The sequence below is a fragment of the Pedobacter sp. MC2016-24 genome, from assembly GCF_015223055.1.
Classification (GTDB): domain Bacteria; phylum Bacteroidota; class Bacteroidia; order Sphingobacteriales; family Sphingobacteriaceae; genus Pedobacter.
Map to the genome: position 1 here is coordinate 60,129 of NZ_JADFBX010000016.1, position 22,921 is coordinate 83,049.

18 protein-coding genes are annotated in these 22,921 nt (G+C 43.8%); 14 read left to right on the forward strand and 4 right to left on the reverse strand.

Features of this window, described 5'->3' with window-relative positions; genetic code table 11:
• The first annotated feature begins 61 nt into the window (after nucleotides 1–61).
• The gene (locus IM797_RS24085) at nucleotides 62–538 is read left to right on the forward strand and encodes a DUF6702 family protein (protein ID WP_194129770.1); all 477 of its coding nucleotides are present in this window, start codon (nucleotides 62–64) and stop codon (nucleotides 536–538) included.
• A gap of 172 nt (nucleotides 539–710) precedes the next feature.
• Here IM797_RS24085 and IM797_RS24090 read toward each other — a convergent pair whose 3' ends face one another.
• The 4 genes from IM797_RS24090 to IM797_RS24105 form a co-directional block, all read right to left on the reverse strand.
• The gene (locus IM797_RS24090; protein ID WP_194129771.1) at nucleotides 711–1,757 is read right to left on the reverse strand and encodes a hypothetical protein; all 1,047 of its coding nucleotides are present in this window, start codon (nucleotides 1,755–1,757) and stop codon (nucleotides 711–713) included.
• A gap of 467 nt (nucleotides 1,758–2,224) precedes the next feature.
• A complete protein-coding gene (locus IM797_RS24095) occupies nucleotides 2,225–3,109 on the reverse strand; it encodes a class I SAM-dependent methyltransferase (protein WP_194129772.1) in 885 nt (294 codons plus the stop codon).
• Nucleotides 3,110–3,124: 15 nt separating this feature from the next.
• Nucleotides 3,125–3,877, reverse strand: coding sequence for an ABC transporter ATP-binding protein (locus IM797_RS24100; RefSeq protein WP_194129773.1), 753 nt, complete (start codon nucleotides 3,875–3,877; stop codon nucleotides 3,125–3,127).
• Entirely contained in the window at nucleotides 3,874–4,608 is a 735-nt protein-coding gene (locus IM797_RS24105; protein ID WP_194129774.1) for an ABC transporter permease, read from the reverse strand. Before IM797_RS24105 ends, IM797_RS24100 begins: the two co-directional genes overlap by 4 nt.
• 195 nt (nucleotides 4,609–4,803) lie before the next feature.
• Between IM797_RS24105 and IM797_RS24110 the strand changes: the two genes are divergently transcribed.
• The 13 genes from IM797_RS24110 (at nucleotide 4,804) to IM797_RS24170 (ending at nucleotide 22,913) form a co-directional block, all read left to right on the forward strand.
• On the forward strand, nucleotides 4,804–5,493 hold the full coding sequence (locus tag IM797_RS24110; RefSeq protein ID WP_194129775.1) for an SDR family oxidoreductase: 690 nt from the start codon (nucleotides 4,804–4,806) through the stop codon (nucleotides 5,491–5,493).
• Between the two features lie 18 nt (nucleotides 5,494–5,511).
• Nucleotides 5,512–6,231, forward strand: a complete 720-nt coding sequence (locus IM797_RS24115) for a PspC domain-containing protein (protein WP_194129776.1) — start codon at nucleotides 5,512–5,514, stop codon at nucleotides 6,229–6,231.
• Nucleotides 6,232–6,233: 2 nt separating this feature from the next.
• Nucleotides 6,234–7,175: a LiaI-LiaF-like domain-containing protein gene (locus IM797_RS24120; protein WP_194129777.1), complete on the forward strand. Its 942-nt coding sequence runs from the start codon at nucleotides 6,234–6,236 to the stop codon at nucleotides 7,173–7,175.
• A 15-nt stretch (nucleotides 7,176–7,190) separates the two neighbouring features.
• Nucleotides 7,191–7,808, forward strand: coding sequence for an RDD family protein (locus IM797_RS24125; RefSeq protein ID WP_194129778.1), 618 nt, complete (start codon nucleotides 7,191–7,193; stop codon nucleotides 7,806–7,808).
• Nucleotides 7,809–7,877: 69 nt separating this feature from the next.
• The gene (ispG, locus tag IM797_RS24130; protein ID WP_194129779.1) at nucleotides 7,878–9,833 is read left to right on the forward strand and encodes a (E)-4-hydroxy-3-methylbut-2-enyl-diphosphate synthase; all 1,956 of its coding nucleotides are present in this window, start codon (nucleotides 7,878–7,880) and stop codon (nucleotides 9,831–9,833) included.
• Nucleotides 9,814–10,404 carry an RNA polymerase sigma factor gene (locus IM797_RS24135; RefSeq protein WP_194129780.1) on the forward strand — a complete coding sequence of 197 codons (591 nt, stop codon included), beginning with the start codon at nucleotides 9,814–9,816 and terminating at the stop codon, nucleotides 10,402–10,404. The genes ispG and IM797_RS24135 overlap by 20 nt, the downstream gene beginning before the upstream one ends.
• Before the next feature lie 80 nt (nucleotides 10,405–10,484).
• Nucleotides 10,485–11,684 carry a FecR family protein gene (locus IM797_RS24140; protein WP_228099093.1) on the forward strand — a complete coding sequence of 400 codons (1,200 nt, stop codon included), beginning with the start codon at nucleotides 10,485–10,487 and terminating at the stop codon, nucleotides 11,682–11,684.
• A gap of 186 nt (nucleotides 11,685–11,870) precedes the next feature.
• Nucleotides 11,871–15,467: a SusC/RagA family TonB-linked outer membrane protein gene (locus IM797_RS24145; protein WP_228099094.1), complete on the forward strand. Its 3,597-nt coding sequence runs from the start codon at nucleotides 11,871–11,873 to the stop codon at nucleotides 15,465–15,467.
• 11 nt (nucleotides 15,468–15,478) lie between these two features.
• Nucleotides 15,479–16,867, forward strand: a complete 1,389-nt coding sequence (locus tag IM797_RS24150) for a RagB/SusD family nutrient uptake outer membrane protein (RefSeq protein WP_194129782.1) — start codon at nucleotides 15,479–15,481, stop codon at nucleotides 16,865–16,867.
• A gap of 95 nt (nucleotides 16,868–16,962) precedes the next feature.
• Entirely contained in the window at nucleotides 16,963–17,892 is a 930-nt protein-coding gene (locus tag IM797_RS24155) for an ABC transporter ATP-binding protein (protein WP_194129783.1), read from the forward strand.
• 28 nt (nucleotides 17,893–17,920) lie between these two features.
• Nucleotides 17,921–20,218 (forward strand): Gldg family protein, encoded by a 2,298-nt coding sequence (locus IM797_RS24160; protein WP_194129784.1) that lies wholly within the window; start codon nucleotides 17,921–17,923, stop codon nucleotides 20,216–20,218.
• Nucleotides 20,219–20,248: 30 nt separating this feature from the next.
• Nucleotides 20,249–21,589: a DNA mismatch repair protein gene (locus IM797_RS24165; protein ID WP_194129785.1), complete on the forward strand. Its 1,341-nt coding sequence runs from the start codon at nucleotides 20,249–20,251 to the stop codon at nucleotides 21,587–21,589.
• Between the two features lies 1 nt (nucleotide 21,590).
• Nucleotides 21,591–22,913: a DNA mismatch repair protein gene (locus IM797_RS24170; protein WP_194129786.1), complete on the forward strand. Its 1,323-nt coding sequence runs from the start codon at nucleotides 21,591–21,593 to the stop codon at nucleotides 22,911–22,913.
• Nucleotides 22,914–22,921: the final 8 nt, after the last annotated feature.

A 22,921-nucleotide genomic window follows, 5' to 3' on the forward strand; every position in this document is an offset into this window, starting at 1 on the left:
AAACTTGTAATTATTGGTTAAATTTGCAGCAATATCTTGATTTACCTTAAGAAAACCAATTATGTGGCCATCCGTATTGCTGATCTTTCTGCATCTTTTTCATCCCTTCTATGTCAGCGTTACTGAGATTGAGCAAAACCAGAAGCATAAGACGGTACAGGTGAGTGTCCGCATCTTTTTTGACGACTTTGAAAAAGCGCTGGACAAGAAATATAAAACCAAAGTGAACATTTTAAATCCGGCAGACCGCAAACAACTGGATCTTTTAATGGCGTCTTACATTAAGGATCACCTGAAAATTAATGCCAACGGTAAAAATCTGGAGCTCAAGTATCAAGGTTACGAAATTGAAGAAGATGCCGCCTGGTGTTATTTTGAAACCGCTGAAATTGCTCCTGTCAAAGAATTGAAAGTGAAGAACGACATTTTGTTCGAGCAACATGCCGGGCAGAGCAATATGGTTCATGCCATAATTAACGGACTGAGGAAAAGCACCAAGCTGGACAATCCTAAAAGTCAGGCTTCGTTTTCGTATTAGATGTCCTTCGGACTGAGTGCACCCTGAGACAATGTTTAATCCAGGCTGAGTCCACGTATTTCCCGTAAAAACGTGGACTCACCGTGGACTCACCGTGGACTCACTGTGGACTCACTCCAAAGGAAAAGCCTCCGGTTGTAAGGCGGAGGCTTTCTGTAAATCTTTAAATGTCCTATTGATATTGGATATAAATCGGAATTGGTTTCAACTTCATCAGATCTTCAGGGGTCATCAATTTATTAGGTGCTTTTTTCAAATCGTTTTTATAGAACAATTTAAATCCTGTAAACTGAACCGGCTCTGAATAGATAAAGTGGCGGTAAGTGCCTTTTTTCAATTCAGGTTCGCCCCATCCGTCCATATGCATCACGATCTGAACTTCCGGACGCAATTTGATGTTCTGGTAATTGGTTACCATTTTTTTAGTAAAACGGTGAATGGTAAATACCTTTGGAGGCAGGTTGTATTTTTTTACCAGGTCAGCCAGGTATTGAGATACATAATTGATATCTGCAGCATCATAGGTCCCAATTTTTTTACCTGGAAGGGATCCATCTTTCATGGAGAATTCCGGATCGATACCTAAATGTACAAAAGGCAATTGTAAATATTTTTCGATGTGCGGAAGTTCTGCTTTAATGTTACTTAAAGCTACTTGTAAATCTAAAAATACGATGGTATTCGGACGCATTTTAGCGATGGCCAGTACCGAGTCAATTTGGCTGTTAGCCATGCGGTTGATGTATTTGCCATCTCTGCCCGGTGTTCCGCTCGCTACCGCTGCAATATAGTGTAAACCTGGTTGTACCGGGGTAGAAGGATCTACCTTTTCCCAGTGCTTAACTTCTGCATCCAGTCTTCTCCACATCTCTTTTGGTGCATATTCGCCAAGTGCGCCCATTTTTTTAGAGTGCAGGTTACCGTAATATACCACAATGCGTTTAAATGGAAGGATTGCACCAGCCAGTGGGTAAGGCTGTTTTTTTACCGGCCATTTTCCGGTTGTATCGCCATTGGCCAGTTTTTTTAACAAGGCATCGTATTTGGCAGTGTCGACTGGTTTTCTTAAGTCTTCCACTTCAGTAACGGTACTATCTCCAGCTGCTGTTGTCTTCGTTTTTCCGTTTACTTTCTTTGCATCGGAAGCACAGCTGACAAATAAGCCCATAGATGTGGCAGCTCCGATTAAAATGACGCCTGCCAGATGAGGTAATTTCATAGATTATAATTGTTTTTTAAGGTAAGATACAAAAACTGGTGTTGTTTAATCTTGCTTGACTAAAATTATACAAGTATACCAAATCAAATGGATATAGAAGCCCTTTCCGGGAGGATTATGTAAAATATTTTCAATTTGTTTGGAATTATTCTAAATAAGTTACTATACTTGCATTGTTATTTAAAACGGTTCTAAATAATGGTTTTAAATTTAAGATTTACCGTTTTAAATTAGCCTGAAACAGGTTATGAGGTAGAATTTTTGACAAGATAAACGATTGGATAATCAAGATACTATTTGGTTTAGTTTAGTTGATAAGACCGCTTCCGGTGGATTCCGGAAGCTTTCTTTTTTGAAGAAAGAAACGGGCAGCTAAGCAACCAGATTAAAGAAGCTTAGGCAGTATTGTGTTACTGGATTAGGTGTGTTTTAGAGGCGTCGGCTTGAGTAACCGACGCCTTTTTATCTTATTTAAAGGAATTGAATTTTCCGAAAACACCAAGGGGTAATTTGATGCCAGAGGTTGCCTGCAGATAAAGCTCTCCGGTTTCCAGGTTTTTAACCTGTGGAAATGAGGTTTTGATCAGGTTTTCCACAATCACCGAGGAGAAGCCTAAGGAATAGGTATTCAGGATCAGGAAGTGTTCTTCCGGATCGAGCAATTGGACCACTTCGGTCATCATTTCCTGGATATGGTCTTCCAGTTTCCATTTCTCGCCATTCGGTCCGTGGCCAAATGCAGGTGGGTCAAGGATGATCCCGTTGTATTTTTTACCGCGTTTCAGTTCTCTTTTTACAAATTTCAAGGCATCTTCCACTACCCAGCGTACATCCTGCAGTTTAGAAAGTTCCTGGTTCTCGTTGGCCCAGTTTACGACTTGTTTGATGGAGTCTACGTGGGTGGTATCTGCTCCGGCTGCTTTCGCAATTAATGAAGCGGCACCAGTGTAGGCAAAGAGGTTCAATACTTTCGGGACCGGGGTTTTGAATTTTTTAATGCAACCGGAGATGTAATCCCAGTTTACAGCTTGCTCTGGAAATACACCAACATGTTTAAAAGAGGTTAATCCCAGTCGTAAATTGATGGTCACATCATCATTGGTGTAGGCTACATTCCAGCGATCGGGCAGTTGAGCTGTGCTTTTGATCCATTCACCCGAAGTAGCAGAGCGGCCTTTAAAGCGGATATGGGTTTTCTTTTTCCATTCGTTGTCCGACAATGTCTTTTTCCATACAGCCTGAGGCTCTGGTCTGGAAAGTACTAAATTTCCAAAACGTTCTAATTTTTCAAAATCACCACAATCAATCAACTCATAATCTTTCCAGTGTGTGGGTGTTAACAGGCTTATCATAAAAATGGGTATATATTAAAATTTGTCTTTTGCAGCTTTCATGAAACGGCTGGCAAAAACAAAATCATTTAGTTCTTGAACATCAGTGTGGGCGATCTCTTTGTTGGAGCCTTCCCAGAATTTTTTTCCTTCGTGTAAGAAAAGGATATAATCGCCAATACCCATTACCGAGTTCATGTCGTGGGTAACTACAATGGTGGTGGTATTGTATTCTTCGGTCAGTTCTTTAATCAATTCATCAATAACGATGGAAGTTTTAGGATCCAGACCAGAGTTGGGCTCATCAACAAATAAGTATTTCGGGTTCATGGCAATGGCGCGGGCAATGCCTACACGCTTTTTCATCCCGCCGGACAATTCGGCCGGAAACAATTTATTTTTACCTTCCAGGTTTACCCTTTCCAGGCAAAAGTTAACGCGCTCCAGTTTTTCTTTGCGGCTCTGCTCGGTAAACATGTTTAAAGGGAACATGATGTTCTCTTCAACGCTCATGGAATCGAATAGGGCAGATCCCTGAAAAAGCATCCCGATTTCTTTACGGATTTCGATCTTCTCTTCAAAATTCATCGTGGTGAATTCGCGGCCATCGTATTCAACGCTACCTTGTTCAGGATGGTGTAAACCGATCATGCATTTGAGTAAGGTTGTTTTTCCTGAGCCTGAACCACCAATGATCAAATTGGTTACACCAGGTTTAAACTCACCTGAGATCCCTTTAAGTACCTCATTGTCGCCAAACGATTTGTGAATGTCTTTAATCTCGATCATAGTAATAACTGGGTTACAATGTAATCACATGCCAAAATGGTAATACAGCTCACCACTACAGCTCTTGTACTGGCTTGTGCCACTTCCAGCGCGCCGCCTTTAACATAAAAACCTTCGTAGGCAGGTACCGATGTGATGATGAAACCAAAAACAAAAGCTTTAACCAGGGCCACTACAATGGTATATGGATTAAAATCTGTGGTGATCCCCTGAACGTATTCGGCAGGAGTAACCGCACCAGATAAAGTACCACCAATATAACCACCTGTGATGCTCAGGAACATAGACATGATGACCAATAAAGGCACCATGGTGATTCCGGCAATGATTTTAGGCAAGATTAAATAACCCGGTGAATTGATGCCCATAATTTCGAGTGCATCGATCTGTTCGCTGACCCGCATGGTGCCGATCTCGGAGGAAATGGCAGAACCGATTTTACCGGCCAGTACAATGGCACTGATGGTAGGGCTGAGCTCTAAAATAGATGAATCCCGGTTAACGGAGCCGATAATGGTTTTTGGAATGAAATCACTCACCAGCTGGAAAGCAATTTGCAATGTCATTACAGCGCCGATAAATGTGGATATGATTGCAATCAGACCTAATGAGCCTACGCCAATAAAATCCATTTGTTTGAAAATGGCTTTTAAATAGATTTTAAATTTTTCAGGCCTTCTAAAAACCGCTTTGAGCAGTAACAGGTAGCGTCCAAAATTGGTGAAATTCATTGATTAAAAATTAGCTTTTGTAATATATCCAATTGTAGTATGCTGGAGCTTGCATGACAATAGCACCCATGTACTACAAAGAAACAAATAAAAAGTTGAAAAAAGATGATGCGAACCTTTTCTAACGCTGTATTCCTAACAAGACGCGTGCCGTAGCCTTCTTTTTTGTATTATTGCGGAATAAGATGTTTAAACATGAATGCAATAATAACAGGTGCCACAAGGGGTATTGGTAAAGCGATAGCGGTTAAACTTGCAGAAAGCGGCTATGATTTGGCCCTTTGCTCCAGGAATGAAAATGAGTTGAAAGATTTTGCAGCGTCTTTGAGTTATACCGGGGTACAAATTCTGACCTATCGGGCAGACTGTGGTGTGCGGGAAGAAGTTTATGCTTTTTGTGAAACAGTTTACGAACAAATGCGTGGCGCTGATGTTTTAGTAAATAATGCAGGGGTGTTCCTGACCGGAAGTTTATTGGATGAAGCGGACGATCAGTTGCATAAACAGTTGAATGTGAATTTGAATGCGGCTTATTATATGTCGAAGTTTTTTGGAAAAAAGATGCGTGAAAGGCAATCCGGGCACATATTTAACATTTGTTCAGTCGCTTCTAAGGTTGTTGTAGAAAATGCAGGTAGCTATTCTGTAACTAAAGCAGCTTTGCTGAGTCTTAATGATGTATTGCGGCAGGAACTATCGAAATACAACGTTAAAGTAACGGCAATATTGCCAGGTTCGACATTGACCTCGTCGTGGGAAGGAACAGAAATTCCGGCGGAGCGATTTGTACAACCAGAAGACATTGCCCATACTTTGTACACCATTTTAAATTTAAGCACTGGTGTAAATGTTGATGAAGTGGTATTGAAGCCGTTACAGTTTTAATTATAGGAGGGCCATATTATGGAAAAGAGATTGTTTAGGAATGAGTATGACAAAGTAGTTGCCGGGGTATCGTCTGGTGTTGCGGAGTACATGGAAGTGGATGTAACCATCATCAGGCTGTTGTTTGTATTGTCGACCATTTTTTTAGTAGGCACAGGGGTTTTGGTTTACCTGATCTTGTGGATTGTAGTGCCGGTCAATAATGACCCGGCGGTCAGATTTTCAAAATTTAATGACTTTTTTAATAAACAAAATAATCCGTTTAATACGACGAATCCATTCACTAAAAATAATCCTTCGGAGGGCACAGGTCCTTTTCAGGATTGGACATCATCAACTATGAAAGAAGATAGCCACATGGCCTGGAAAAAATCCGGTGATTTTAAGGCCTATAAAAAAGATAATGAAACCGGACGCACGGTAGCTGGCTTGTTTTTGCTGGTGATTGGTCTGTATTTTTTAATGGACGAGTTTAACCTGATCCCTTTTGGCTTCAAGCTGGCCAAATTGTGGCCGGTGGTGTTTATTGCCATTGGGATAAGTTTCATCATCAAGTCGAAGAACAAAAAGAAATGGGAAGCCTGGAAAAATGAAAACCCAGCTCCGGGCACTGCTGCTCCTGAAACACCAGCTTCGCCTGGGTTTCCGGTAGATCCGGTTGCACCTGCAAATCCTGAAAACCAAAATTTCGGAACAGCGGATCCTGCTTCCATTGATTTCACTAAAAAAGACCAGTAGCCATGAGATTAGATCGCGTAATGTGGGGCATTATACTGCTGTTTGTGGGCGGTGTCCTCTTGTTGGAAAACTTTCAGGTCATTGATTTTTACTGGCGCAATGTGTGGCGGTTCTGGCCTATATTTTTAATTATTGCCGGGGTAAATATCCTCTTTAATAAAAACAGGTCGCAGCTTGGCAGTATCATCTCCATTGTGATCCTGGTATTTACACTTTGCCTGCTGTTTTTTAAAGGGCAGGAGTCGCCCGATGGAAAACGCCTGTTTAATGTCGGAATTGGCGGCAGGGGCGACCATTCAGACCCGAATGCAAACAAGCTGGAACATTTGCATTTTTCAGAGCCCTTTGTGGATGCTGTGGATATGCGGACGGTCCTGAATATCTCTGGTGGTGGCACTTCTTTCAATCTGAACGAAAGTGCAGATAGTTTGATTACGGCAGATGTGAAAAAGAGAGGCGGCGTTTTTACGGTTAAAAACGTAAACTCTGATGGCTTGCGGACCATTGATTTTAAGATGAAAGGCAATTCCAACTGGAGCGTAAGCGAAGGCGGGAACGAGGTTGAACTGCGGTTGAACAAACAACCCAAGTGGGAGGTTAATGTAAACCTTGGGGCCGGAAGTATTGATTTCGATTTATCGGATTATAAAGTCAGTGATTTTAATTTTGATGGTGGTGCAGCAGCCTTGTCGGTTAAATTCGGGGCTTTACTGCCTTTGACCAATGTGAATGTAAAAACCGGGATCGCCGATGTTAAAATTAAAGTGCCTGAGGTTGCAGGTTGTAAAATCAGGGCCAAAACGGGTTTGTCTTCTAAAGAATTCAATGATTTTAAGAAAATGAGTGACGGTACTTTTGAAAGTGCCAATTATGAATCTGCTGTTCGTAAAATAATCATAAATTTAGACGGAGGATTAAGTAACTTTGAGGTAAGCCGTTATTAGGGGTTACTTTAAAGTATGGGATATCAAGAAGTTCAGTATACCGTTGTAGTCAACGGAAGACCGGAAGGTCCTTATCGTTTTGATGAATTGACTGCGCTAGTCATTACCTCAGATACCTTTGTGAGGAAGACTGGAATGGATGACTATAAAGAAGCTCACGAGTTTGAAGAACTCCGTGAGCTTTTTGGTTTCAGTTACCAGCAAACGGCTCCCCAGTACTTTGCTGCATTTGACCAGCGTTTACTGGCTTGTGTGATTGATTACTTTTTCATTACCCTGGTGTATGCCCTGGTGATTTTATTGGGCTTTATTGTCGTTACAGAGAAATCTCACCGCATTGCACTCGCCATTGTTGGCTTACCCTTTATTTTTATTGTAAAACTGATTTATGGTACAATCACCGATGCTTCGGCCAAACAAGGGGGGATCGGCAAGCGCCTGATGAAGATCAGGGTGACCGATCTGGATGGTGGGCGGATAGGTTACGGAAAGTCGCTGGGCCGTAATTTGAGTAAAATTTTGTCGCTGGCGCCTTTTCTGATTGGTTACCTGTACAGCTTCCTGAACCGCAAGCAGCAATGCTTTCACGACATCATTGCCGGCACGCTTGTGGTGAAAGACAGGTTGATCTAGTTCACATCAGCTATAGTTTACACCAAGGTTATAAACTTAATCTTTATCTTTGCGGAAGATTTTGCATTCATGGAAGAAGTAACGTATTGTAACAGTTTAAATCAGTATTCAAGGTTTTTAACACGCGAGGTGAATATCGGGGATATCCCGATGGGCGGGCTAAACCCAATCCGTATTCAGTCGATGACAACCACAGACACCATGGATACCATTGGTACGGTGGAACAAACCATCCGCATGGTCAACTCTGGCTGTGAGTACGTGCGCATTACCGCGCCTAGTATGAAGGAGGCAGAGAACCTCGCAAACATCAAAAAAGAACTCAGATCAAGAGGTTATACGGTACCCCTGGTTGCCGACATCCACTTTACGCCCAACGCGGCGGAAGCTGCGGCCCGCATTGTGGAGAAGGTACGTGTAAATCCGGGCAACTATGCCGATAAGAAACGTTTTGAAAATATAGAATACACCCAACAGGCCTATCAGGCAGAACTGGACCGCATTTATAAGAAATTTATACCCCTGGTAAAGATTTGTAAGGAATACGGAACGGCCATGCGGATTGGGACCAACCATGGTTCGCTATCTGACCGCATCATGAGCCACTATGGCGATACCCCACGTGGTATGGTCGAGTCGGCCATGGAGTTTATCCGCATGTGCGAAGACCAGAACTATTATAACCTGGTGATCTCCATGAAGGCCAGCAATACCCAGGTGATGGTACAGGCCTATCGTTTGCTGGTTGAAACCATGGTTAAGGAAGGAATGAATTATCCTTTACACCTTGGGGTAACCGAGGCCGGCGATGGTGAAGACGGACGGATTAAATCGGCCGTAGGTATTGGAACTTTACTCGAAGACGGCCTGGGCGATACGATCCGGGTGTCTTTAACGGAAGATCCGGAATTTGAAGCACCAGTTGCCAAAGCGCTTGCACTGCGTTATGAAAAACGCGCATTGCTGGACCTGAATGGCAATCCCCTAAGTACCACGGGGCAGCGGGAACGCCTCGTGATTGGTGATTTACCTTATAGCCCTTATGCTTATCAACGCCGGCATACCTTGCCGGTACAACATATTGGCGGGGCCCACCATCCGGTTGTGATGATGGATGTTTCTGCTGAAAATCTGAAAGATCCTTATTTCCTGACTTCGGTAGGATACCAGTACAGCGCCGGGCTGGATAAATATAACATGGCCGATCAGGCCTGTGACCTGGTTTACCTGGGCGATGCATTACCTTCTTTTTCTTTCCCTGGAAATTTAAAACAGGTTTACAATTATGAAACCTGGCTTGCGCTGAAGAATAAGCAAAACTGCCATCCATTATTGTCTTTTAACGATTATTTAACTGTAACGGTTAAAGATGAGTTTTTGAACCTGGTTAGCCTGAAAGCCGAGGAGCTTGCTGGTGCAGACCTGTCAGCATTGCAGGGAAATGTGGTATTGGTATTGGAGACTGAGGCTGCGCATGGTATGGCTGCACAAAGAGCACTTTTTATCAGCCTGATGAAACATCAGCTGGAAGTTCCGGTCATTATCAAACGAAGTTATGCCGGGCTGAATGCCGATGACCTGATGTTGTATGCCGCGACTGACCTGGGCGCGTTGCTGACAGATGGAATGGGGGATGGTGTATGGATTGATGCTGACCGCGAGATTGGTTTATCACTGGTCAATGCCACCAGCTTCGGTATTTTACAGGCCACAAGAACAAGGATTTCTAAAACGGAATACATATCTTGCCCGAGCTGCGGGCGTACGCTGTTCGACCTGCAGGAAACGACACAACTGATCCGTTCACGTACCGACCACCTCAAAGGCATCAAGATTGGGATTATGGGCTGTATTGTAAATGGCCCGGGTGAAATGGCCGATGCAGATTACGGGTATGTAGGCACTGGTCCGGATAAAATCACTTTGTACCGCGGTAAGGAAGTGGTTAAGAAAAATGTCAATGCCGGGCGTGCGCTGGATGATTTGATTGATTTAATTAAAGAAGATGGGAATTGGGTCGACTGAGAAAGCTAACATAATTGCCCTGAAAGGAGGTGATGAGTCTGCTTTTCGTCTTGTTTTTGACCTGAATTTTAAGAAATTATATACATTTTGTTACCGTTTGCTGAAAAACAAAGAGCAGGCAGAAGAGGTGGTAAACGATACCTTTTTGAATGTCTGGATCAACAGGGGGCGGTTGAATGAAGACCTTTCTATTTCGCCTTATTTATATACCATATCCAGGCGACTGGCTTTAAATTCTTTGCGACAGATTGCGACTTCTCAAAAAGCGGTTGATCAGCTCTGGCTGACGATGGAGAAAGTAAGTAACGATACCGAGGAAGCTGTTATCCTTGCAGATTTGCAGCGCTTTACAGAAGCCGCACTGGTGAACTTAACACCACAGCAGCAGGTTATTTTCAGAATGAGCCGATATGAAGGTTTAAATTATGATGAAATTGCTGCCAAACTCAATTTATCCAGAAATACCGTTAAAAATCACCTGATTGCGGGTTTGAAGCTGCTTAAGGCTCATTTTAACCAGTCAGACAGCGCCTATTTTTTGCTCATTGCACTGAGTTTTATAAAAAAATAAAAAATAATTGCGCCTCACTTAGTCCTAATTTCATTTTGCCGTGTAATGCTTATATAAACCTATTGTAAAGGGAATATAAAATGATGGCAGATCAAGCGCGTGTAAAGGTATTGCTTCAACAATTTGCAGATGGAAACATCAGCCAGTTGGAGTATATGGAGTTGATGGGGGTTTTTAAACTCAATGGGAATGACGATGATGTTTTTGCTGCCATGGATGAGGTATGGAAAAATATCCATACGGAAGAAAACTATACAGACAAAGACACCGAATATTTTTATCAGCACCTGATTGGGCAGGACCAGTTTAAAGTTTTGAAAACGAAACCAGTGGCCAGAAAGCTCTGGTCACGGATTGCTGTAGCAGCCGCTGTGCTGCTGATCTTCAGTACCGCGGGATATTTAATTGATGCCAGGTATTTTTCAGATACACCGGCACGTATTGCAAACACAGCTAAAGATATCCCGGCAGGGAAGAACAGCGCGGTGCTCACTTTATCGGATGGTAAAGTCATCGACCTGAATACAACCCCCGCTGGTGCAGTGCTCAGTGAAAGTGGCATGCAGGTCGTTAAAGCGAAAGATGGACAACTGGTTTATCGTGTGCAATCCGGGGCAACCGGTAATGTTGGGCAGCAGGCTTTGAATACCATCAGCACACCTAAAGGGGGCCAGTACCAGGTCAATTTGCCTGATGGAACCCGGGTTTGGTTAAATGCGGCTTCTTCCATGAAATTTCCAGTTCAGTTTAGTCGGAAAGAACGCCGTATCTTGTTAAATGGAGAGGCTTATTTTGAAGTGGCTAAAGACAAATTGCACCCTTTTGTGGTAGAAACGGCTAAGCAGGCTGTGGAAGTGTTGGGTACACATTTTAACATCAGCGGATATGCTTCAGATGAGCTGACCAGAACTACACTGCTGGAAGGTTCCGTTCATGTGCTTGATCTTGAGCGGAATAGTGCCGCGCTGACACTTAAACCTGGGCAGCAGTCGGAAATGATTTCCGGGCGATGGAAGGTTTCTGAAGTTAACGCGGAAGAGGCTGTAGCCTGGAAAAATGGAACATTTCTATTTACAGGACAAAGCCTGGAGGAGATCATGAAACAGGTAGAGCGCTGGTATGATGTAGACGTTGTCTTTGAAGACAAAGCGCTTAGAAAGCAGGCATTTAGAGGTACCATTTCAAGATTTAAAAATATATCCCAATTGTTACAGGTTTTAGAATCAACAGGATCAGTTCATTTTAAAGTAGATGGAAGGAGGATCAGGGCTATGCAATAAACTTACCAGGCCTTGAACACCATAAAAAAAACCGGGAATGCGTCAACATCCCCGGCCAAAATAAGTGTTCAGATGAGACGTATTCACACATAACAACTAAACCACTAAACAACAAATGTAATGAAATTTAAGGATCCAAACAGATCTGGGCATTTTGCCTGTATAAATAATTCAGTAGTTCGCACCATGAAACTAACGATAATTATACTAACCACCTTTTTGATGCAGGTCAGCGCAGCCGGACTTGCTCAGAATATATATTTCGTAAAGAAAAATGCCTCTTTAAAGGAACTTTTCACGGAGATAAAGAAACAGACCGGATATAATGTATTCTGGCAGGAAGGCAAAGTAGATGATGGGCTTAAAATTAATGCCTCCTTTAATGCGGTACCCTTAACCGAGGTACTTCAGGCGGTGCTTAGACCAGCAGCTTTAGAGTTTCGGATCGTCAATCAGACGATTGTCGTTAAACAAAAAGATGAATCCTTTCTGGATCGCATCAGTTTCTACATTGGTGCTATTGATGTGGAAGGTAAAATCGTAGATGCAGAAACAGGCAAGGCGATTCCGAAAGTCACAATTACCCTCAAAGGTTCTACCCGGTCGGTAGTGGCCAATGAAAATGGCTCGTTCCGGTTTTCAGGCCTGCCCGATGATGCCGTATTGGTTTTTTCAAGTATTGGCTATGTGAGCCAGACTGTCGCAGCCAGACCAAGCATGGAAGTGAAAATGTCACCTGCTGCACAAACACTGGAAGATGTGGTGGTGTCTACAGGTTATCAGACCCTTAAGCAAAGCACAGCTACCGGGGCTTATACGGTAATTACGGCCAAAGATATAGAAAGTACACCTAGTATCAATTTGCTGGAGCGTTTAGAAGGCAAAGTACCAGGGGTGCTGTTTGACATCCGAAACAATAAAATAGAAATCAGAGGTGTGAGTTCTTATCCAAACCAAACGGCAAGGTATCAGCCTTTGGTGGTGATTGACGGTTTCCCTTCCAGCAATCAGGATTTGGCGACCTTGGCCTCCGGCCTCGTAGAAGGAAGTTTAACGTACAGAAATCAGCCTGCCAACTCCGGAAATGCGGTGATCAGTACATTTAATCCGGCTGACATTGAAAGCATTACCTTTTTAAAAGATGCTGCGGCAACTGCAATCTGGGGTGCCCGGGCGGCGAATGGGGTGATTGTGATTACCACCAAACGTGGACAGGCAGGTCGATCGGATATTAATTTTAGCGCCACTTTAAGTACGGCTGCTCCCGGAAATTTCTCTAACCTCACCTCGATGAACAGTGCTCAGTACATTGAACTTGAGCAAGAGATGGTCAATAAGAACCTGGTTAGTGATCCTGTTGCTGCCTTGATCTCATCGCCTGCAAATGGCTGGAGATCCCAGCCTGTATCAGAAGCGGAAGAGTGGATGTTTAAGGCGAAAAGAAACCCTGCCTATGCGGCGCAGGCAGATTCGGCATTGCGCGTACTCAGCGGAAGATCGAATATTGATCAATTGCGCGACAACCTATTGCAGCGGGCAGTGACCCAGCAGTATAACCTGTCATTTTCTGGAGGAGGCGGCAATTCCAGTTATTATGTTTCTGGAAACTATACCAAAGATCAACCCGTTTATCGTAGTAATTCAGGTGAACAATACTCCGTGCTCTCTAACCTGACCAATAATTTTTTGAATAACAAACTGAGTTTGACCACTGGTCTCAATTACAATTATTCCAAAAGTCAGGTCAATGGTGCCGCATTACAGGCCTTTGGAACAGGCCCCTTTGGTTTAGCTCCTTACAGCATGTTATTGGATGAAAATGGAAATAAAATATACCGCGGTATTGCTTTTACAACCCAGGTATCCGATAGCTTAACGCGGGTCAGAGGTTTAATGCCCTGGACCTATAATGCAATCGATGAGCTAAATTATGGCAATACCATCAATACCACAAATTCGCTTAGGTTCACTGCAGCACTTAATGGAAAAATAACCAGCTGGCTGAATCTGAATGTTTCCGGGCAATTGCAAAAAAGCTGGCAAGATTCCAGACAGCTTCAAAATCAGGATAGCTATTATGCCAGAAACCTGATTAATGAGGGTACCAATACAGCAAACCAGGCCACATCAGGTTCCATTTATGGTTTTCCAAAAGGTGGCATCTATAGTACAGCTAATTTTGAGCGGGAAAACTACAGCCTGCGTTCCCAACTGGATGCGAAAAAAGATTTTGGCAAAGACCATCACATTGAGGTCGTGGCAGGAACTGAAATTCGCCAGGAAAGGTCCAGGAGTGTGGAGCAGGATATGTATGGTTACAACGAAGATCTGGGCACTTTTGCCAATGTAAATACTTCCAGGAACGGTTCATTGGCAGGTTATTACACGACCATTTATGGGCAGCGTAAAACTTTACCTACGCCACCTGCACAATTGCCGAAAAATACACGAAGATATCTTTCCTATTACAGTACCGGATCTTATGCTTTTGAGCAAAAATATTTTGCCACGGCTAGCGTGAGGTTTGACGACATTAACGTACTGGGTGCAAGTCGTAAAGCAAGAGCCACTCCTTTATGGTCTGCAGGATTGCGTTGGGATTTGAAAAAGGAAGATTTGCTGCAATCGATCAAATGGATGGATCAGTTGAGCATCCGCAGTTCATACGGGACTGCCGGTAATCCTCCGGGAACCGCGGCAAATGTATCAACGGTACAATTGAGTATTCCGGATAGCTATTCTCAGCTTCCGGTAACTACGATCGGAGCGGCAGCAAATCCTGACCTGAATTGGGAGATTACGAAGATGTTCAATATTGGAATGGATGCCGCGTTTTTGTCAAATCGGTTGTTATTGACCATGGACATCTATACCAAGCGTACAAAAGATATTTTAATGAGTCTGCCGATTAACTCGGCTTATGGTTTGAGTTCGCTTCAATACAATGCTGGTTCATTATCAGGTAGGGGTGTAGAGTTGAGTTTGACTGGTCATATCGTTCGGAGCAAGGACTGGGGCTGGTCAGCGAATTTCAATGCTGCATACAACACAAATACCGTAACTGAAAGTAGATTTCCAAATATCATGACCAATGTTGGAGGAGCTTCTGGCTTAACCGTTGGGCTACCGACTGACAACTTTTTTGTATACAGGTGGGCTGGGCTGGATAATAAAGGTCAGGGGCAGATTTATGCTGCAGATGGCAGCATCATTTCATCAACCAACAACACCATTGTGGCCCAGGATCTAATTGCTGCAGGCAGAACTACAGCGCCATATAATGGTGGGTTTAGCAATACTGTGAGTTATAAGAATTTAAGTTTATCGGCCAGGGCTACATTTTATCTGGGACATAAATTCATTTATCAGGGGATTACTGCGGACCAATATCCAACTAATGGCAGTATCTCAGGTTTAATGGGAACGAGCCGTGATTTGGCCAATCGGTGGCGTCAACCTGGTGATGAAGCTTTCACCAATGTTCCGGGGCTTGCGGGAGTAAACATCAATACCGTAAACAGGTATATCAATTCAGATCTGAATGTCAGAGATGCCGGACAGATCCGTTTGCAGCAAATTTCCCTGAATTATCGTGTTCCAAAAGGAGTGTTTAAACGTACACCTTTTATCAAGGGCATTAATGTGGGCGCTACGGTAAGTAATGTTGGATTAATCTGGGTGGCCAATAAAGAAGGCGTTGATCCGAATTATCAAATGACGACTTCTTTCTTAAATCTGCCGCCTACACGTAATTATGTAGTTAATCTAAGCCTATCACTTTAAACTTTAAGACCATGAAAAAATTACTATATGCCATCTTCATCTCAGTTATTTTGTGTGGTGCCACAGCCTGCCGTAAATATGTTGAAATAGAACCTGAAAACCTGAGGGTGCTGAAGCTGACAGCCGATTATCAGAATTTACTTTACAATTCGACGGTTATGGACCTGTCGTATTTTAAACCCATTTATTCCGGTGACGATATTGCTTCCGATGATATAAAATGGCAAAATACCCTTGCCGTAACTACGGGTAATATGTATATATGGGCCGACCGGGTGTACGGTTTTAATGAGGAGGACGTGGATTGGGTAAACAGTTACAAACAGATTTTTATCTGCAATCAGGTGCTTCTGGGGGTGATGAGTAGTGAGGGGGGGAGCCAGATCCAAAAAGAAGCGGCTTATGCTTCGGCGCTGGTGCACCGGGCATATGCCTATTATACGCTGGTAAACTTATATGCAAAGCAATACGATCCGGAAAGTGCAAATACCGATCCGGGCATCCCCTTGGTTACACAACCGAATTTTACAGCTGATTTAACCAGGGCTTCTGTTAAGGCAGTTTATGATTTTATTGCAGCTGATTTGATGCGCGCTTTGCCTGCCTTGCCGGACCAGCCTGATTTTATTTCCAACCCTTCTAAACCTGCGGTATATGCCATGCTCTCCAGGGTGGCGCTGAATAGAAGGGATTTTGTGGAAGCTAAACGTACAGCTGATCTGGCCTTGACTTTTAAACGTGGTCTCATCGATCTGAGCAGTAACGTTGCGGTGGGATCTGCGCTACCAACTATGCCTTTGAAATTTCAGAATCCGGAGGAAATCTTTTTTAAACGGACGCCTTCCTTAAATCCTGCAATACCTTTAAGTCCGGATGCGCTAGCTGTATTCACTTATAGCCCTGCAGCGGCGAAAGATTTGCGCTATGTGAATTTTACCGTATCCGGTTCAACATTATTCAATTCTCCATTTACTACGCTTGCCTACAGAAGGGCTTCACTTGCTGGCGATGGTACGTATACCGGTCCGAGTGTTCCGGAAATGTTGCTGATCAAAGCGGAATGTGAAGCGCGTGCCGGAAATACAAACGCAGCATTGGATTTACTGAATGAACTCCGCAAAAAGCGATTCAAACCTGCGGATTATGCAGATTTGTCGGCAGCGAATGCTACGGTTGCGTTGGGCCTGGTGCTTGATGAGCGGAAAAGAGAGTTTATGGGAAGGGGCTTTCGCTGGTTCGACCAACGCAGACTGAGTAAGGATGCGGGCTTGGTAAAGACGGTCACAAAAGTATTTAAGGACGTCACCTATACTTTACAACCCGGCAGCAACCGCTATACTTATGCCATTGCTGATAAATACACCCAGTTAAATCCAGAAATCGTCCAGAACCCAAGATAGCATAATCATGGTCACCTGATATCATCGGCCGGGATAAACAAATCCCGGCCGATTGGACATGCTATGCGCTATAAATCCTACTAACCTTATAAGATATGAATGAACCAATCGTAAGCGTAAAAGGCCTTTCCCACCAATACAGTGTGCAGTGGGCAGTACGTGACATTAATTTTGAACTGACAAAAAATGGCATTTATGGCCTGCTTGGCCCCAACGGGGCTGGAAAGTCGACCATTATGAACATCATGTGTGGTGTAATCAAGCAAACACATGGAGAAGTATTTATCAAAGGGGTTAACCTTGGCGAGTATCCAGAACGTGCGAAACGTCATATTGGCTTTTTACCACAGCAGCCCCCTTTACAAAACGATCTCACTGTAGAGGAGTTTCTGATCCATGCGGCAAATATCCGACTAATGGAAAGCTCGCGGGTAAAAGACGCGGTGGCCGAGGTGATGTTGAAATGTGGCATCAGTCAGTTTCGCAGGCGGCTCATCCGGAACCTTTCGGGAGGTTACCAACAACGGGTAGGGATTGCCCAGGCCATAATTCACAAACCTGATTTTGTGGTGCTTGATGAGCCTACAAACGGCCTCGATCCCAACCAAATCCTTGAAGTGCGCGGCTTGATCCGGGAAATTGCGGAAGAGCGCACTGTCGTGCTTTCGACGCACATTCTTCAGGAAGTACAGGCCCTTTGCGATCACATCTGGATGATCAATGAAGGCAGTATGATTTTTTCAGGAACACTGGATGAATTTGATAACCATATTGTTCCCAATACACTGGTCGTTTCCCTGGTGGCTGCGCCAACTGCTGAAGAATTACTGGCAGTTGCGGGAGTAATACATGTCGAGGAGCTGGGTGGTATCCGTTACCGGCTGAGGTTTAACGACGCCCAGGATGTGGTGGAGCGCCTGGTCGAAACCAGTGTGCTCAAGAAATGGCGACTCATTGAAATTGCCCTTGAGAAAAACTCACTGGAGACCGTTTTTGCAGAACTAACAAAGAAAAAATCAAAATAAACGAGCGGTTTCGCTGATAACTTATAGCATGAAAACAATATTTAAAATAGCAAAAACCGAACTACAGGTATTGTTCTATTCGCCTGTGGCCTGGCTCATACTGATCATCTTCAGTTTCCAGTTGGGCGCAATCTTTACCGGGGGCTTTGATTTCCTGGTCAAGATCAACATCACCATGAAACAACCTTTAAGTAATGTCACTTTCAACTCTTTTGGTAGTGCTTTTAATGGTTTGTTTGTAAAGATGCAGGGATACCTTTACCTGTATATTCCATTACTCACCATGAGCATCATGAGCCGGGAGTTGGGCAGTGGCTCGATCAAACTCCTTTATTCTTCCCCGATCAGTAACCGGCAGATCATTCTGGGTAAATATGTAGCCCTGATGGCATTTGGATTGGTGATGATAGGCATTGTCAGCATTTTCTGTCTTTTCACCATCATAACGGTCGATCATCCGGATATTCCTTATTTGTTAACAGGTTTGGTTGGTCTGTATTTACTCATCTGTGCTTATGCTGCGATTGGCCTGTTCATGTCTTCCCTGACCACTTATAATGTGGTGGCTGCATTGGGTACACTCTGTATCTTTGGGCTATTAGCCTATGTAAAAGGAGTGGGGCAGGATATGGAGTTGGTGCGCGACGTGACCTACTGGCTCGCGATCACTGGCCGAAGTGATACTTTTATTGCAGGCATGATCACCTCTGAAGATGTACTTTATTTCCTGATTGTAATTGCGCTATTTCTCGCATTTACGATTATTAAATTACATTCAGGACGACAAAAAAACAAATGGATCACCGTTTTGGGACGTTATCTTACCGTGTTTTTGGTCGCCATTGTTCTGGGCTATTTCAGTGCCCAGCCGAGCTTCAAAGCTTATTATGATGCCACACGCGCAAAAGTCAACACCCTCACAAAAAGTAGTCAGGAAGTAATGAGTAAGCTGGATGGTGGTTTTACCATCACCACATATAGTAATATGCTGGATCCTACAGGATATACCGCCCTGCCCATCGGCTACAAGAATGATGTAAGCTCGTTCAACCAGTATATCCGCTTTAAACCTGAAATCAAACTCAATTATAAATATTATTACGAGCCTACAGAAAATCCGATGCTGGATCGGATGTATCCGAAGTTAGATGCCAAACAAAGGCTGGATACGCTGATTAAATTGAACAATTGGAATTTTGACATCGTACCGTATGGTGACCTTAAAAATGAAGTTTCATTGAAGGAGGAGAACTTCCGTTTTGTACGTGTGCTTGAAAGGGAAAACGGTCAGAAAACCTTCCTCCGGATTTTTGACGATATGCGCAGGTTACCTTCAGAAGCAGAAATTACGGCAGCGATTAAACGCCTGGTGATGAAGCTACCTGTAGTGGGTTTTGTTCATGGACATGGAGAACGGGATAGTAACGGGGAGACTGACAGGGGCTATAAAACCATTGCGCGCCTTAAGACCTTCAGATACTCACTGATTAACCAGGGTTTCGATTTTAAGGATTTAACCCTGGATCAGCCTATTCCTCAGGACATTAAAATTATTGTAATTGCAGAACCAAAAAATGGTTATCGCGCAGAGGAGCAGGCCAATCTCGACCAGTATATCGCTCGCGGAGGTAATTTAATTATCGCTGGTGAGCCAGGACGTGAGCAGCAAATGAATGCAATTACTGCAAATCTGGGTGTAAAATTCTTGCCAGGTCGGTTGGTTAAGCCGGCGGTTAAATTCCAGTCAGACTTGATGTTGATGAGACCAACGCAAGCCGCTATCGATTTTTCTCCTCATTTTAAATTGATGAATAAGATGGAAGAGGTGCTCAGCATGCCTTCTGCCAATGCACTTGAATATCAGGAAGACAAAGGTTTTAAGGTGACACCTTTGTTCCGTACGGATTCAGTGGGGAGTTGGAACGAAATCGAAACAACCAATTTTGTTGACGATAGTGTAAAGCTAAATCCTGCTGCCGCTGAAGTTGAAAAGTCATATCCGACGGTTTTGGCTTTGTCCAGAAAGATCAGGGACAAGGAGCAAAAGATCATCATTACGGGAGACGCCGACTGGATGAGCAATGGGGAACTTGGAATGCAAAGAAATGATGTACGGGCCTCCAATTATTCCCTGATTGTGGCTTCCTTCTTTTGGCTTTCCAATGGCGAAGTTCCGATTGATATGCGCCGGGACGATCCTATTGATAACGCATTGCATCTTACCGTTGGGGCCTGGGCTTTCTTTGGCCTGTTTTTGAAATGGGGCATTCCCCTGGGCATGCTGGCGGCAAGTCTGATTATCTGGATTCGCAGAAGAGGACGATAGATCCGGGGTCATTCATATAAAAAAGATATTATGAGTTTTTTAGTAGACAAACAAACGCTGGACGATCTGAACGTCTTCAATAAGAAGGCCCGGGATTCTGTATTCGGACTTTTCAATCGTACCCGTACCCGCGGTGGTGCTGAAATTCTTGAACAAATGTTCCGGTATCCATCGTCGGATGCCGGATTAATCAATCAACGAAGCGAGGTTATCCTTTATTTTAAGCATACCGAGCTTGCTTTCCCCTTTCGGGAGGAGTGGTTTGACCTGATTGAACATTATCTGGACCATGCCGATGAACGCAGTAAGTTGTCAGGGGAAGACAATAAGTTAGGCAGGGCTTTGAACCAATTGATCGGTGCAGATGCGCAGTACAAGGAAATCGCCAAGGGTGTAGGGGCTGTAGTAGACCTGTTATCTGCTTTCCGTCAATTCTTAGGCAATATGAGTCGGGATCCTAAGCATCCATACCAGCAAGAGCTGAATGCCATAGCACAAATTCTGGAAAGCCCCACATTGCAGCGTATCGGGACAGAGGCCGCAACTGGAAAGTACAATTACGAAAAAACTGCAGATCACGACCAGGTGTTGCGTTTTCACAATAAGGAACAGATCAGAAAGCTCTTGTCTTTTGCTTACCAGCTGGATGTTTACCTTGCCGTGGCGAAGGTAGCCGATCAGCAGGGGTTTGTTTTTCCTAAGGCCCTGGCAGCTGGCAACATGGAGCTGAAGGTTAAGGGACTCTATCATCCACTGATCGAAAATGCAGTAGGTAACGACCTCTTGGCAGGGCCGGAAAAGAGCGTTATTTTTCTCACCGGTGCAAATATGGCAGGTAAATCTACCCTGATGAAATCGCTCGGCATTGCCGTATTTCTAGCGCATATGGGATTTCCTGTAGCAGCTAAACACATGGAGTTTCCGGTGATGGACGGATTGTTCAGTACGATCAACCTACCAGACAACCTGAGTATGGGGTATAGCCATTTTTATGCAGAGGTCTTGCGGGTGAAAAAAGTAGCTGAACAACTTGCTCAGAAAAAACGGCTGTTTGTGATTTTTGACGAGCTGTTTCGTGGAACAAATGTCAAAGATGCTTATGAAGCAACAGTAGCACTTACCACTGCTTTTGCTGGTAAAACCGATTCCATATTCGTCATCTCCACACACATCATCGAAGCCGGTGCGGTACTGCAGGAAAGATGTGCGAATATTCAATTCCGCTATTTGCCAACCCTCATGGCGGATACAAAACCAGTGTATACCTATCAACTGGAGCAGGGAATTACTGCTGACCGGCATGGTATGCTCATCATTGGTAATGAAGGTATTATTGAGATTTTAAAAAATAAAAAAAACAGGGGCCAGTAAGATGTCATTTATAACGGATAAACAAACATTGGACGATTTAAATGTATTGGGCAAATACAGGAATAAATCGGTTTTCAATCTTTTCAATGAGACCAGAACGGCAGGCGGAGAACGTTTACTGGAACAGTTTTTTCAGCAACCCCTGACTGATTTTGAACAAATCAATGCGCGCAGTGCACTCATCGGTTATTTCCAGAAAAAGGAGATCGCCTTTGCTTTTGACCTGACATTATTGCAGCAAACTGAGCATTATCTGAGTGGTTCATCCGCTTCAAGTCTGTTGGGCGCAGTTGCCCAGGGAGGACGGCGTAAAATCTTATTGCTCATGGGTTTAAAGGTAGAGTATGATTTGGTGCTGGATGGTCTTCACGCTAGTATTAAAATCCTGTATGCCATCCGGGAATTTGTAGCCCATAGATTAAAAGAAGATGGGCAAAGTCCTTTTTCAGCTGAACTGAAGCAGGTGGATGACGTGTTTAAAAGCACGAAATTGGAATGGCTATCCCTGGCCGCTGGTACGACACGTTTATCTTTCCTGCAGTCTGTTCGATACGACTATCTGCTGCGCTCGGCGCTGCGGGCGGAACTGGAAATGGTGTTGAAGCTGATCCATCGGATCGATCTGTTTACGGCTGTCGCATCGGTGTCCAAAGCGAACGCATTTACATACGCGAAAGCGCTACCTTCCGAGCTGGATTTTCTGCATATAGAACAAGGTTTTCATCCTTGCCTGGAGCGGGCTGTTCCCAATTCTGTATCGATGGATGCAGGTAAGAACGTCATATTTCTGACCGGAGCAAATATGGCAGGCAAATCTACCTTTATGAAATCGTTTGGGATTAGCCTTTATCTGGCCCACATGGGCTTTCCCGTACCGGCGAAGTCCATGAGCTTTTCGGTGAAGGAAGGAATGTATACTTCTATAAATGTTCCTGATGACATCAATATGGGGTACAGCCATTTTTATGCCGAGGTTCTTCGGGTCAAAAAGATCGCGGAAGAAATCAGTACCCCGAAAAATCTATACCTCATTTTTGATGAACTGTTTAAAGGCACCAATGTTAAGGATGCCTATGATGCCACATTGGCCGTTTCTGAATTGTTTGCTGAATATCGCAATTGCTTCTTCATCATTTCGACACATATAGTGGAAGTTGGGGAGGCGCTGGGTCAACGCTGCAGTAATGTTGTATTTACCTATATGCCAACTGAAATGCAGGGTAAAATACCGGTATACAGCTATCGGGCTCAAGAAGGAATCAGCAGCGACCGGCATGGCATGATGATCATTGAAAACGAAAATATTCTCGGAATCATCGGATAAGAGAGGAT